Source organism: Bacillus sp. 9.4 (assembly GCF_055486415.1).
In genome coordinates, this window is record NZ_JBVFMU010000001.1 from 21,529 (window position 1) to 34,912 (window position 13,384).

General features: G+C 41.6%; 13 protein-coding genes, 2 pseudogenes and 1 riboswitch. Of the genes and pseudogenes, 7 read left to right on the plus strand and 8 right to left on the minus strand.

Going from position 1 to position 13,384, the window contains the following annotated elements:
* Window positions 1-126 precede the first annotated feature (126 nt).
* Both rtp and ACZ07B_RS00090 read right to left on the minus strand, forming a co-directional pair.
* Window positions 127-495 carry a replication termination protein gene (rtp, locus tag ACZ07B_RS00085; RefSeq protein ID WP_003220337.1) on the minus strand — a complete coding sequence of 123 codons (369 nt, stop codon included), beginning with the start codon at window positions 493-495 and terminating at the stop codon, window positions 127-129.
* A gap of 298 nt (window positions 496-793) precedes the next feature.
* Complete coding sequence (locus ACZ07B_RS00090) at window positions 794-1,510, minus strand: 3-ketoacyl-ACP reductase (RefSeq protein ID WP_464876732.1); 717 nt, start codon at window positions 1,508-1,510, stop codon at window positions 794-796.
* 150 nt (window positions 1,511-1,660) lie between these two features.
* Here ACZ07B_RS00090 and ACZ07B_RS00095 point away from each other — a divergent pair, with 150 nt between their 5' ends.
* The 3 genes and pseudogenes from ACZ07B_RS00095 (at window position 1,661) to ACZ07B_RS00105 (ending at window position 3,382) form a co-directional block, all read left to right on the plus strand.
* Window positions 1,661-1,969: a DUF948 domain-containing protein gene (locus ACZ07B_RS00095; protein WP_021481395.1), complete on the plus strand. Its 309-nt coding sequence runs from the start codon at window positions 1,661-1,663 to the stop codon at window positions 1,967-1,969.
* A 66-nt stretch (window positions 1,970-2,035) separates the two neighbouring features.
* Window positions 2,036-2,806, plus strand: a complete 771-nt coding sequence (locus tag ACZ07B_RS00100; protein ID WP_216995977.1) for a hypothetical protein — start codon at window positions 2,036-2,038, stop codon at window positions 2,804-2,806.
* 43 nt (window positions 2,807-2,849) lie between these two features.
* A pseudogene (locus ACZ07B_RS00105) lies at window positions 2,850-3,382 on the plus strand (GNAT family N-acetyltransferase).
* A 78-nt stretch (window positions 3,383-3,460) separates the two neighbouring features.
* On the opposite strand, the gene ACZ07B_RS00110 reads toward ACZ07B_RS00105, so the two are convergent.
* The 3 genes from ACZ07B_RS00110 to ACZ07B_RS00120 form a co-directional block, all read right to left on the minus strand.
* A complete protein-coding gene (locus ACZ07B_RS00110; RefSeq protein WP_041335442.1) occupies window positions 3,461-4,705 on the minus strand; it encodes an MFS transporter in 1,245 nt (414 codons plus the stop codon).
* A 97-nt stretch (window positions 4,706-4,802) separates the two neighbouring features.
* Window positions 4,803-6,266, minus strand: coding sequence for an FGGY-family carbohydrate kinase (locus ACZ07B_RS00115; RefSeq protein WP_167559593.1), 1,464 nt, complete (start codon window positions 6,264-6,266; stop codon window positions 4,803-4,805).
* A 17-nt stretch (window positions 6,267-6,283) separates the two neighbouring features.
* Window positions 6,284-7,318: a 2-hydroxyacid dehydrogenase gene (locus tag ACZ07B_RS00120; RefSeq protein WP_217003150.1), complete on the minus strand. Its 1,035-nt coding sequence runs from the start codon at window positions 7,316-7,318 to the stop codon at window positions 6,284-6,286.
* 83 nt (window positions 7,319-7,401) lie between these two features.
* Window positions 7,402-7,493, minus strand: a riboswitch (SAM riboswitch).
* A 147-nt stretch (window positions 7,494-7,640) separates the two neighbouring features.
* Between ACZ07B_RS00120 and ACZ07B_RS00125 the strand changes: the two genes are divergently transcribed.
* Together ACZ07B_RS00125 and ACZ07B_RS00130 are read left to right on the plus strand one after the other, a co-directional pair.
* The gene (locus tag ACZ07B_RS00125) at window positions 7,641-9,683 is read left to right on the plus strand and encodes a molybdopterin oxidoreductase family protein (RefSeq protein ID WP_217003149.1); all 2,043 of its coding nucleotides are present in this window, start codon (window positions 7,641-7,643) and stop codon (window positions 9,681-9,683) included.
* Between the two features lie 66 nt (window positions 9,684-9,749).
* On the plus strand, window positions 9,750-10,043 hold the full coding sequence (locus tag ACZ07B_RS00130) for a hypothetical protein (protein ID WP_041335454.1): 294 nt from the start codon (window positions 9,750-9,752) through the stop codon (window positions 10,041-10,043).
* A 371-nt stretch (window positions 10,044-10,414) separates the two neighbouring features.
* Here ACZ07B_RS00130 and ACZ07B_RS00135 read toward each other — a convergent pair whose 3' ends face one another.
* Both ACZ07B_RS00135 and ACZ07B_RS00140 read right to left on the minus strand, forming a co-directional pair.
* Window positions 10,415-10,819, minus strand: a complete 405-nt coding sequence (locus tag ACZ07B_RS00135) for a UPF0715 family protein (protein WP_015714052.1) — start codon at window positions 10,817-10,819, stop codon at window positions 10,415-10,417.
* A gap of 89 nt (window positions 10,820-10,908) precedes the next feature.
* Window positions 10,909-11,026: pseudogene (locus ACZ07B_RS00140) on the minus strand (hypothetical protein); the annotation flags it as partial.
* A 68-nt stretch (window positions 11,027-11,094) separates the two neighbouring features.
* Between ACZ07B_RS00140 and ACZ07B_RS00145 the strand changes: the two are divergent.
* Window positions 11,095-11,217 carry a hypothetical protein gene (locus tag ACZ07B_RS00145; protein WP_029318080.1) on the plus strand — a complete coding sequence of 41 codons (123 nt, stop codon included), beginning with the start codon at window positions 11,095-11,097 and terminating at the stop codon, window positions 11,215-11,217.
* A 53-nt stretch (window positions 11,218-11,270) separates the two neighbouring features.
* Entirely contained in the window at window positions 11,271-11,564 is a 294-nt protein-coding gene (locus ACZ07B_RS00150) for a YozQ family protein (RefSeq protein WP_015251959.1), read from the plus strand.
* Window positions 11,565-11,676: 112 nt separating this feature from the next.
* Here the strand turns inward: ACZ07B_RS00150 and ACZ07B_RS00155 are convergent, their stop codons facing one another.
* The gene (locus ACZ07B_RS00155; RefSeq protein ID WP_464876733.1) at window positions 11,677-13,362 is read right to left on the minus strand and encodes a methyl-accepting chemotaxis protein; all 1,686 of its coding nucleotides are present in this window, start codon (window positions 13,360-13,362) and stop codon (window positions 11,677-11,679) included.
* Window positions 13,363-13,384: the final 22 nt, after the last annotated feature.

A 13,384-nucleotide genomic window follows, 5' to 3' on the forward strand; every position in this document is an offset into this window, starting at 1 on the left:
CCACGTGAGGAAATGATGTCAAGTTTGAAGGCCATTATTGATTTGTATTGTTTCTTTTCGACAAATATGTATAATGAAAAGCAGAAAACACCCGGTTCATACTGCTGCGCCGGGTGTTTGTTTCTATTAAAAGTTATCTGAGAGAGCTTTTTCAATCAGTTTTTTACAGCGATCCAGCTCTACCTTCAGCTGTTTTTTATATAGCTTGGCAGCTTCGTAATCTTTAAATTGATAGAGGACGACTTCCTGGAGCTTAGCCCCTTCTTTTTTTACTTTAATTTGTTTTAATATCCCGTCATCAAGAAGCTCATGCAAAGACCGGTATACTTCTGTATGATTTGGTTTAAAACCAATCTCTTTAAATTCAGACCGAAGTACTTCAAGCAGCTTTAACCCATAGAGTCTCTCTTGCTCTGTCATCGTTATCATATAAAGCTTCAAAAATGCGCGCTGTTTCACTAAAAAGCCTGTAGAACTCCTTTTTTCTTCTTTCATCATATGCACTCCTTCTTCTGTCACTGACAACACTATGTACTAAATATTCAATTTTCTTTTATTGTTTTCCTTCTTTATATTAAATACTGATAGTCCAGTCATTTCATGTTTACTGATTATAGGTGTAGCGGAGAAAGTAAATTCTTACTGAACATTTGGTACATAGTTTTCTTAGTTCTATTATAGCCTGCATTCACTGCTATCTTCAATTTAAACGATTGTCAGGTTTACATATCGCATTTTACCGGTACGGATTTCATTCAAATAAAAAAACCTGTCGAAAGACAGGTTTTCATTTTTAAGGATTTGTTGACCATAATCCCGCTGTTTTGATGAAAATACGAGGATCTAATTTCAATTGTGCCACCATGTACTCAGCAAGATCCTCAGGCTGCATAACTTTTTCAGGATTACCGTCTGTTAAGTTCAATTCGATAGACATATCACTAGCGACAGTGCTCGGCGTTAACGCGCTGACTCTGATATTATGTTTTCTCACTTCTTGCATAAGAGACTCTGTTAACCCGAGAACGGCAAATTTAGAAGCGCTGTAAGCACTTGTTACAGCTGCTCCTCTTTGGCCCGCTGTAGATGAAATATTAATGATGTCTCCGGCTTTGCGTTCGATCATTTCCGGAAGCACCGCGCGCGTGACATGGTACACACCCATTAGGTTGACTTGAATAATATTTTCCCACTCATCGGCTGACAGATCTAAGAAACCGCCAAATTTGCTGATGCCGGCGTTATTAATGAGGATATCGATATCACCAAGCTGTTCCTTCACTTGAGCTACAGCTTGATTAACCTGATCGGCATCTTTTACATCTGCAGCAGCAAATGCATCTTTTACACCAAGCGCTTTGACTTCTTCAGCCACTTTTTCTACATTAGCGGAAGTCCGGCCAATTAACCCGATATTCACGCCTTCTTTGGCAAGCGCCAGAGCAGTAGCGCGGCCAATTCCTCTGCCTCCGCCTGTGATTAGTGCAGTTTTATGTTGTAAACTTTGCAATTGAAGCACCCTTTCTTTGTTTACATATGTACGATATCACATTATAAGTACAATACATCCAATACGCAAATCAAACGAACTGTGTAAATATCATTTCTTCTGATTAAAAAAACGGATACAGGGTAATGACATAAGAAAAGGAGTGAACATATGATTATTGTTTATATCAGTCTTGCAGTATTAGCAGTTTCTATTATCTTCTTAGGAGTTACCGTGATTCAAAACAAGAAAAAAATGGACCCTGCACTAAAGGAGCTTTCCTCTGTTACGCAGGCTATGCAAAAACAAATCGAAGGATTAAAAACAGAAACAGAGCTGCTGACGCAAAAACAAAAGAAGATTCAGCAGGATGTCCAAATGAAAAAATCCGCGTTTCAGCAGACCGCAGCTGAAGTGAAAGAAGTTCCTAAAGCCGTTAAAGAGGTGTGGCAGGCTGGCCATTTAAATAGCAGGTCATGATGAATGATATCCCGTTGTTTCGATCAGAATGGACAATGGGATATCATTTTTTGAGGAGGCTTTCGCATGATTGTAAACCGCAGCTGCTTAAAGGAGTTCGCAGAAAAACTACATTCTCTTCCCTCTTCACTTACAAAGTCGGATTTACTTATTTCTCCATTTCATCTTCATCAAGAAAATGAACTTGACATCTACTATTCACCTCATAATGAATATATCAATCGGACTGCTACGATTGTGATTGCCGGGATCACGCCGGGTTTTTCCCAGATGAAAACAGCGTACGAAACAGCAGTCGAAAGTCTGCGGCAAGGCCGCACTCTTGAGCAAATGGCGGTAGATACAAAAATAGCAGCGGGTTTCTCCGGGTCGATGAGACATAACCTTATCACCATGCTGGATTTATGCGGGCTGCCGCAAGCTTTCGGCATTCAAAGCGCCGCAAAGCTTTTTGGAGAATTACGGCATATGCTCCATACAACTTCCGTTATTAAATATCCTGTCTTTATCCAGCAAAAAAACTATACCGGATACAAACCGGCTATCACTCATTCTCCTATCCTAAGCACTTATGCTTTTGGACACTTCCCTGCGGAGCTTAACCATGTGACGGGACCAGCTCTTCTCATTCCGTTAGGAAAAGCGGCCGAAACAGTATGTGAAACATTGATCAGACAGCACAGCCTCCAGAATTTGATTTGCCTTAACGGCTTTCCCCATCCATCAGGCGCGAACGGCCATCGTTTGAAACAATTCAGCAAAAACAAAGAGCAACTAGAAACACAAATTCGTTCCTTTGCTGCATTGGTTGATTTCGCTATAGAAAAGAGGAAATAAAAGGGATATGATAAACAAAAACACAAACGTGGGGAGTGGTTGAATGTTTCCTATATTAGAAACGGATCGGCTTATACTTAGGCAAATCACAGATCAGGATGCGGAAGCCATTTTTGCTTGTTTCTCAAACGATGAGGTGACACGCTATTATGGGCTTGAAAACATGGAATCTATAGAACAGGCCATTTCAATGATTCAAACGTTTGCTGCCCTCTACAAGAAAAACGCGGTATACGGTGGGGAATTGAAAGACGGGACACTAAAGAACTGATCGGAACAATTGGCTTTCACGCTCTGGCCCAAAAGCATAGGCGCGCGGAAATCGGTTATGAAATCATCCCGGAGCATTGGCGAAACGGATTTGCATCAGAAGTCATTTCAAAGGTCGTATCTTACGGATTTTCTGCCCTTGGACTGACGCGTATTGGCGCAGTTGTATTTACCGCTAATGAAGCATCAAATCGTCTGCTTCTAAAAATGGGTTTTCAAAAAGAAGGCGTTTTAAGACAGTACATGTATCAAAATGGTACTCCATACGATACAAATGTGTATTCTATTGTAAAACCAAGAGAATGACGTCATTCTCTTGGTCTGTGCGCACATCCCTTTTCCTTTAAAAAGATAAAAAACGCCCTCAAACAGGGCGCTTTCTACTTAAGATGCATATTGAGGAGATGATTCCTCCTTAACTGCTTTTTCCTCAGGTATATGAATACATTTCGTCAAGACCGCACTTGCAAGGTAAAGGACCGCAAAGATCCAGACGACGCCTTGCGCGCCGACGAGACCGATGAACAGCCAAGCGAGTGCAGGGCCGACAAACGCTGATAAACCTGCAGCCAAATTCAATACAGACATGGCTGCCCCTTTATCTTTTCCTGCCACCGTCGGCACAATTGCACCAATCGGCACATAGCCTGCCAGCAAACCGCCCCAAATAAAGCCGATCACGCTGACAACCGCTAAGCTTCCGCCGGAGAAAACAGGTGCGTAGTATAATAAGAGGGTGAAAATGCCGCAGCCGACTCCACCGAACCAAATAACAGTATTTTTCCAGCCGAATTTATCGCCGACAATACCAAAGATAAGGTTAAACACAATGTTCCCCAGAAAAATCGTTCCCCAAATTTGCAGCCACACATTGGTTGAAATTCCATGCTGGGCCATGTGCATCGGCAAAAAGACTGGAAAACCATATGTACCAATGCTGTTGATGATTCTGATGATTCCGCCTGTAAGCACGCGCGGATTTGTAAATAAAATCGTAACCCCTTTTAAAAGCTCCTCGGCTGTTTCTGATCTTTTTCTTTTCTTCTTTTCAAAACGGTCTTTATTGATAAACAATGCAAAGAATGCACCGAGACATACCCAGAAAATAGAGCTCCAAAGCGTATTCAAATAACCGAACGCTTTGATCGCGTAGCTTGAGTACCAAGCGCCGAACACAAACATGCCGAGGCAATATGCTATCCAAAACCAGCCGACAGCAGTGCTCAGTTTGCTTTGCGGTGTTCTGTAAATGACCCATGTCAAGAAAGAATAAGCAAAAAGCGGGTAACCTAACCCTTTTACGAAGTAAGTCACATACATCACTGGCAGGTTCAGCTGTTCAAATCCAAATACGATAAAAGCAGCTGTACCGATCACATAAAACAACAGCCCCATAAACATCGTTCGTTTTGCGCCAAATGCTTCGAGACATACACCCGAAAACCAGGAAGCTATGGCAAGCGCAATTCCGTATATACTAAAAATAGAAGCGGACTGCTGAACGGTGAGCCCGTTTTCGATCAAAAAAGGACTGAGCCAGCCTTGTTCAAGGCCATCTCCCATCATAAACAAAACAACCCCTAAAAATCCCCAGGCAAGCCGCTTCGGTATTCCTATTTTATCCAACATGTCTGTCTCCTCCTTAGATGCTCATATCAATCAATTACCGTATTACCTTATTAAAGTTGAAAATTAAATGATTCCTCAAAACAGCAGAAATGCCGCCTTAAATTAATACTTTGCTTTCTGAACCTGAAAAAAAGCGCTGTGTTTGCTTCCATTTCTCATATAAAGCCAATTCTGTCTGACAGTCCTTCGGTTCAATCACCTGGACATTTGCTGACATCTCCTCCGTTAATTGAAAGGTTTCATTGCAAATGACTGCAGCACCAACGACAGATGCCTGATGATATCCCTCTTGGACATAGACCTTTTTTTGAAGAAGATCCGCGATATATTGAGTGAGCACTTTGCTTTGGAATCCCCCTCCGCACACCCAAACATAGTCACGTTCAAACGGAGTAACCTCTGTTAAAATGTCAAAGTTCCATTTGATTGAAAATGCGATTTCTTCTAGCGCTGCACGTACAAAATGTGCCCTCTTTAAATGTGCTGACAGCGGGGCATCAAAAAGAAAACCGCCTCTCGTTAATGCATTCTTTTCAGCCGATAAATAAGAGCCGAGAGCCGCTACACATGCATGGTCTTCTTTTGCAAGTGCAGAAATCTCCTCCTCCATTACTTCGTACGTTTCATTCGGATAAAAAATCTGTTTTAATTTTTGATAATTCAAGCCGGTAATTCCCGGATTCGTTTCCACAAGCCAATGCCCTTGATCTGTATGACAGTTCAGCCAGGCTTTATGTTTTGTGTCGCCATGATCCGCACTAATTTTGGTTATTGGCGTTGTTGTCCCTGATACAATGACAATGTCCTCAAGTCCAGCTTCGGTGCTTTTGACAGCCAGCTGTGTATCCCCGCCCCCTGCTATAACCTTAGCATTTATTGAAAGGCCTAATTCGGATGCATATTCATTTGCTACCGTTCCAATTGCTGTTCCCGCTCTTACAAGAGGCGGAAGGATAGATGGAGAAAAGCCGAAAATGTCGCACATCTCTTCTGACCAAGTGTTTTGCTTCACATCAAATAGCAGGGTTTCTGTTGCCTGTGATGGTTCATATGTTAATATTCCGCTCAGTTGGTACGTCACCCAATCACTGATGCTTGTAAAGCTTGCAGTCTTTTCCCATAAAGAGGGCTGGCGCTGTTTTAATCCATAAAGCTTGAGCGCAGAAAAAAGTGCGGTTGGCAGGCGGCCTGTGCGGCTGTATATCTCTTCCCGATCGGGAATGCTCGCCTCCCACTCTCGGCCGCGATTATCGATGTTCGGCAGCCCGAGAAAAGGATTGCCGTTTTGATCAATCAAAACAATCCCCTGTCTTTGGCTCGTCGATGTCAAACCAATGATGTCAATATCACGCGAACGGGATAGCGCACGTTTTGCCAAATCCATCACCTGCTTCCACAGCACCTGAGGAGAAAAATAACGGCTGTCCGGGTAAAGCGTCTCTGTGGAATACACGATGTCCTCCCGTTCAACTGTTAGAACACTGCCAGTTACACTCACGACCGCTACCCTCGCATTGCCTGTGCCAATATCAAAAACGAGATAGCCTTTTTGTTTTTTCATTCTCTTAGCCTCCTTTCTTATACCCCTGTTTTCAGTTCGTCCTTGTTATACATTGTCGGAATATTAAGAGTTTTTTTACCCTTCCACTTTTTGAGGGCTTTATTCAGTATCGTCACGTGATGATCCTCCACTTCAAATGTTGCTCCAGCGAGATGCGGTGTTGCCAGAACATTAGGCAATGAAATCAATTCATAATCTGATTTCTCTGGAGGTTCATGATAAAAAACGTCTAATATCGCACCTCTGATTTTATGTTCTTTTAATACAGATAAAAGATCTTCACGGTTTACAACAACTGCTCTTGAAGTATTGACGAAAATCGCACTCTGTTTCATCAGATCAAAATACTTCCGATCAATAAGTCCAAGTGTTTCCTCAGTACGAGGCAGATGTACAGAAACGATATCACTGTCTGAAAACACCGTTTTAAGAGATACTTTTTCATACAACGGATGATCGTCTTGAATGTATGGATCGTAATACTTTATTTTACAGTCAAACGCAGTCAGCAGTTTTGCAATCCTTTGGCCAACCGCCCCGAACCCAATCATGCCAACCGTTTTTCCTGATAATTCATTTCCTTTAAATTTGACATAAGCCTGTAAGTAATCCCTGTCCCACTTTCCATCCTTCAGCCATTGATTCGAGACGCTGGTATGGCGGAGAAAGGTAATCACATTTCCAATAAACATTTCAGCAACGGCTTGTGCATTCCGCCCTGGTGTATAAAAAACAGGTATGCCTCTTTTTGAGGCAGCTGCCACATCCACATTGGAGGGCATTCCCCTGCAAACACCGACAAATGAAAGTTCGGGAACAGAAGCAAATACGCTGCCTGTTACCTGATCAAGCTCAGTAATCAAGCCTGTCGCATTTGTTGCTTTTAGCAACTGAATGAGTTCATCTTCCCGATATGCCCGGCCTTGTTCCTTCCAAGATTGATAAGCAACTGAGCCAAACAAGTTTTCAAGCTCTTTTCGTCCTTCTTCGTTGTACGGTGCTGTAACCAAAACCGTCATGGTGCAAAACATCCTTTTCATCGTATTTTTCATAAAAAAAATCTCTTTCCGAAGATGGAAAGAGATTCATATATAGGCGCGCTCTGTTACAGGCAGACGCCGGTATAAACCTTGCTTTCCTATCTTTCAAGCTGACGCTTGCTGGAATTGGCACAATAATGTTGCCGAGGTTTCATAGGGCCAGTCCCTCCACCTCTCTGGATAGAAAATGTTGAGTATGTAATTTTCAGAATAAAGAATACATTTATCATAAAGAAGTCTCAGATTGATGTCAATCTCTTTTTTCAGAATTGACGTTATGATCCGAAATGTTATAATTCTTACAAAATATCTAACTAGAGAGAGGAACTGGGCCATGAAATCTTTTGCCACACAACAAAACGGCATTTTCAAATCCGTTTGCTCGCTGGACTGCCCGGATCAGTGCGGATTGTTAATACATAAAAAAGACGGGAAAATCGTAAAAGTGCAAGGAGACCCTGATCATCCTGTCACAGCCGGAAACATATGCAACAAAGTCCGGAATATGACGGAGCGCATATATGATAAAAAGCGGCTTACTACACCGCTCAAACGAACAGGTGCGAAAGGCCAAGCGATATTTGAACCGATTTCTTGGGAAGAGGCAATCGATACGATCACCTCCCGCTGGAAACAGCTGATTGATGAAGAGGGAGCTGAAAGCATACTTCCTTACAGCTTTTACGGAAATATGGGGAAATTGACAGCTGAAGGAATGGACCGCCGCTTTTTTTACCGCATGGGGTCAAGCCAGCTTGAACGGACGATTTGCAGCAAAGCGGGATCTGAAGGCTATAAATATACAATGGGCATAAGCGCGGGAATCGATCCTGAGGAAACCATTCATACAAAACTATTTATTTTTTGGGGAATCAACGCGGTCAGCACAAATATGCACCAAATTACGATCGCCCAAAAAGCGCGAAAACAAGGTGCCAAAATTGTCGTGATCGATGTGCATAAAAATCAAACAGGACGTCTCGCAGATTGGTTTATTCCAATAAAGCCGGGAACCGACAGTGCACTTGCTCTTGGCATCATGCACATTTTATTTAAAGAAAATATGCATGATGAAGCATTTCTGTCCGAGTACACGGTTGGCTATGAAGACCTCCGTGAACACGTGAAACAATATGATCCTAAAAAGGTATCGACGATCACCGGTGTCAGTACCGAAGATATTTACCGACTGGCAAAAATGTACGGGGAAACCTCCCCTTCTTTTATCAGAATCGGAAACGGACCCCAGCATCACGATAACGGCGGGATGATTGTAAGGACGATTGCCTGTCTTCCGGCGATCACCGGCCAATGGCTGCACACAGGGGGCGGCGCAATTAAGCATAACAGCGGAATTTTAGAATATAACACAAATGCCTTGCAACGGCCCGACTTATTGAAAGGGCGCACCCCGAGGTCATTTAATATGAATCAGCTTGGCAAGGTGCTTTTGGAAACAGACCCGCCTATTCGCTCTCTATTTATTTACGGAACGAACCCTGCCGTCGTCGCGCCCGAAGCAAACAAAGTCAGACAGGGCTTGCTGCGGGAAGACTTGTTTACTGTGGTTCATGATTTGTTTTTAACGGAAACGGCTGCATATGCGGACATTGTACTGCCTGCAACATCCGCTTTTGAAAATACTGATTTTTACACCTCCTACTGGCACCATTACATTCAGCTTCAGCAGCCGGTGATTGAGAGATATGGGGAAAGCAAGTCTAACACTGAGGTTTTCCGATTACTGGCTGAAGCCATGGGATTCACAGATCAGGAGCTTAAAGATTCAGATGAAGAATTAATCCGCCAGGCGCTTGACCATCCAGATAATCCGCATTTGGCAGAGATTGATTACGATGCACTTGCTAAGCATTCATTTATGAAAGCGAAACGCGAAAAGCCGCTGTTTCCGGGCGAACTTCCAACGCCAAGCGGAAAAATAGAATTATATTCAGAAAAAATGAAACAAGACGGCTTCCCTGCTTTACCGACATATACACCTCTTGTAACCGATAATGAACATCCTTTTATGTATGTTCCGGGGCCAAACCATAATTTCTTAAACTCAACATTTTCCAATAATGAAAAACACATCAAGCTTGAAAAGACGCCAAAGCTCTTTATCAACACAAAAGATGCTGAAGAACACGGAATCGTTGATGGGGCACCTGTACGAATTTGGAACAGCCGGGGAGAATGCCAGCTGACCGCTGCAGTTGGAGAACAAGTGCTGCCAGGTGTCGTTGTCAGCCAAGGATTATGGGCGGATGAACAAGGAAAAAAACAGCTTGTAAACGCGCTAACCCCAGACCGATTGTCCGATATGGGCGGCGGCGCCACCTTTTTTTCAGGCCGTGTACAGATTGAAAAGGTTTGAAAAATAATGAAACCCGGAGTATGCCAAGCCCGTATAACATAACATTGACATAATGGAGGCATACACATGGACGTTTTTTTAGGAATTGGTATTGCTTTGGCAGGATATTTTATCGGTGAAGGCTTAAAGCAGATGAACCATACAAAAGGTAGTGAACAAAATGATATCTTGCTTATAAAAGAACGGGATATTTACTTTTACATCGGACTTTTTTTAGGAATAACAACGACTGAAGCAAAACAGTTAGCTGGAGACATGGCAGACCTGCCTTACATTGAAATAAACGGAAAAAAATATGTACAGAAACATATGTTAAAAGAATGGACATTCACATTAGTTGAAAAACATCAGGGTGAATAAAACAAATCTGAGGAGAGCGAGATTCATTGTCACGCTCTCCTCTGTTTAGCTGTATGGATTGACCGCCACCAAAACTTTGTTCTATAAGCGCTGATAAAACGATAAACCACCATCTATGTTCTTTCCTCAAACAACTCAAGATGCCCGTTCCACAACAATAGTTTTTATATTCCGATGACGTGATGATCTTGATGAACGTATGTATCGTAAAACACTTAGAAAACCTATTCGGTTCGAATGTGCGCTCTCATTATGCCCCCATACTGCGCCTTTATCCGCGGAGGATTTTTTAAAAAAAATATGAAACCTAAAGCTTTTAGATCCTGAATTTTTATTGAACCTCCATATTTCTCCGATTGGTAAAAATTAGCCTATACGCCGGAAGCTGTTCGTTTATAAAGGATCAGAGAATCCCATAACCAGTAAATCACTGCAGCCGCAATACTTAACATATAATAAAAATACGATTGCAATGTCCATGCTATTGACGCAGGTTCATTGATAACAAAAAACAGGAAAGCTGCGATAAAAGCAACCACACTGTAAATCAATAGGTACATGACATTGAATGTTCTCGCTTTTTTCTGCAACTTCATTTGGAGCGGAACAGCAAAAAGGCCATACACCACAAAACCGTATAATAAAGCAATTGCTGCCGTAAACAATGCAATTATCATATCGCCATACATAACGAAAGAATAAAACCCTAAAAACAAACCAAATGTAAGGCTGGATAGCCCTAATGTCATTAAATAATATGATGCGATTTTTTTCATTTTTTCACCCCCCCTTGTTTGATTTATTCACAGTGCTGTTAGTATAAATTCACAACCTTTGTATTTCTTTTATCGAGTTGTCTTCCCCAACGTGCTATACGCAATGCGCTAATAAAAGGTTTCAAAAATGACGTTCTTTTATTAGATAATACGCTGGCATGAAAACGCCTCTCCTGATTGGCGAAAGCGCGAATGAAAAAAGTGAATGAATACCTGATCAACAGACAAAATAAGAAGAGTTGATATTCAACACTTTTCGTAAAGGAGTGAAACCAATGAGTAAAAAGGGAATTCAAAATTCAAGTATTGAACAAATGAGAAATGACCATGAGACTGAAACAGCTTTTAAAGCAGATGATCCTAAAAAACATGGTTCTGAGCCTAAAAGAACGAAATAAAACGAAATAAGTTCTTACCCCCACTAAAATATCAATAATCTGGAGGAAGTAAAGTGACTCAAAAAAACGGTGCAGACAGACCTGATGATTATAAAAGATTTTCTTCATTAGACAAGGAATATGATTTTCAGCAATCTATAAGCAGCAATACTAAGACAGAAAGTGTAAACACTGAAACACAAACTCATAACAAAGAAAACAAAAATGACACAACAGATGTTGCCGGGAAATACTTTGAGCCCTCAGATTATAAAGGAAGCACGCAATTAGAAAAAGGATTAGCTGAAACTCATGAACAGGTCAGCGATGACTATTTTGAAGGGACGATCGATCAAAATTTGGACTAGCCATACAAACGGAGCTAACTTAAAAGGTCAGTTAGCTCTGTTTTTAGAAACAACCACAGTAAAAGAGCCAACCCCCACCGAATAGGATGGGGGTTGCACGTAAGTAGCCTGTTTAATATTTAAAACGATTAATGACTTTTTGAAGTTCTTCTGCCAACTGAGATAGAGATTCTGCGGCATAGGAGATTTCCCCCATTGAATGAAGCTGTTCCTGTGATGAATTTGCAACCGCTTCTGTATTAGCAGACGTTTCTTTTGTTCCAGCGGCCAATGTATCAACTGTGTGCTGAATCACTTCAACGCCTGATGTAAGCTGTTGAGTTGCCGCTGCGACTTCTTGTATTTGAGAAGTGACCTGTTCCACAAGGTTCAGTATTTCATTGAAATTTCCTGTTGCCTCTTGAGAAAGAACAATACCTGAGCTCACATTTTCTTGAACAACCTTAATATTGTTTACCGTTTCTATCGATTCATTTTGGATGGTCGCTACCACCGATTGGATGTGGTTTGCAGATTTATTTGTTTCATCCGCCAACTTCCGAACTTCTTCTGCCACCACAGCAAATCCTTTTCCTTGCTCTCCGGCTCTGGCCGCCTCGATCGCTGCGTTTAGGGCCAGCAAATTGGTCTGCTCTGAAATCGTCGTGATAAGCGAGGAAATATCACTGATTTCTGCTGTGCTCGCTACCAATGCCTGTAATCCATTGCCGGCTGAATCTACAGATTTATCAATGAATTTCATCTGATCTAACATCTTGTTGACGGACTTAGAGCCTATTTCAGCCTTGTCTCTCATCGAAGAAGAAAGATCCGCTATGTTCCCTGTATTTGAAGCAACAGATGATATACTGTCTAATAATTCAGTAATGGATTCCGCACTCTTTTCTGTCATTGAGCTTTGTTTCACATTGCTTTCGGCAGCCATCTGCATGGCTCGGGAAATATGTTCAGATGTTGATTTCGATTCTTCCGCGCTTGCCGATAATTCTTCGGAGGAAGCGGCGACTTGTTCAGATGAACTGCTGATTTGCTTCACAATTTGAGATAATGAATGAGTAAAAGAATTAAACGATTGGGCAAGCTGGCCAAATTCATCTTTATTTTTCACTATGACTTTTTTGGTTAAATCAGCCTCGCCATGAGCAATTTCCTCTAGCTGCTTATTTATGCTTCTTAGTGGCACCATAATGGACTTTAACAGCATTATGCTTAGAACAATGCCTAATATTACTGATATCCCTGTGACAATGATAATGAGCGATTGACTCATTTTACCATTGCCCTGTATTTCATCCTTTAGATCCTCTACCTCTTGATCCAGGCGATCAGACAGCTTATTGACAGCCGGATCTACGACTTCTTTTCTTAATGTTCTTTCTTCTCCAAAATGGATGGTTTCTGCTTTTTTAGGATTTGAAGAGTAGGCTGTTACTACCTGCTGATTCAAAGCTCTATACTGAGTAAAACTTGTCTTAATGTCTTCGATATTGGATTGATACTTCTCTTCATCAATCAAGTCATTAACCCGGTCAAGGCTCTTTAAGACATCGTCTGCTTTTTCCTTCATACCCTCGTCGTATTCTTTGTCTCCGGTAATCAAGAAGCCTCTTTCATCATTTGATAACCCGGTCAATTCATATTGGATGTGTTTTATCTCTTTTTGGAATTCCATTTTGTCTTTAAGTTCTTCATTCTTTTTCACAGTAGAAGAAATCATAAATACTGAGGAGCCTCCAATTCCAATAATTGAAACAACTAATATTGATATAATCCCCAGCAATTTTGTTTTCACTTTCATGTGTCGTTTTCCCTTTCCGCAC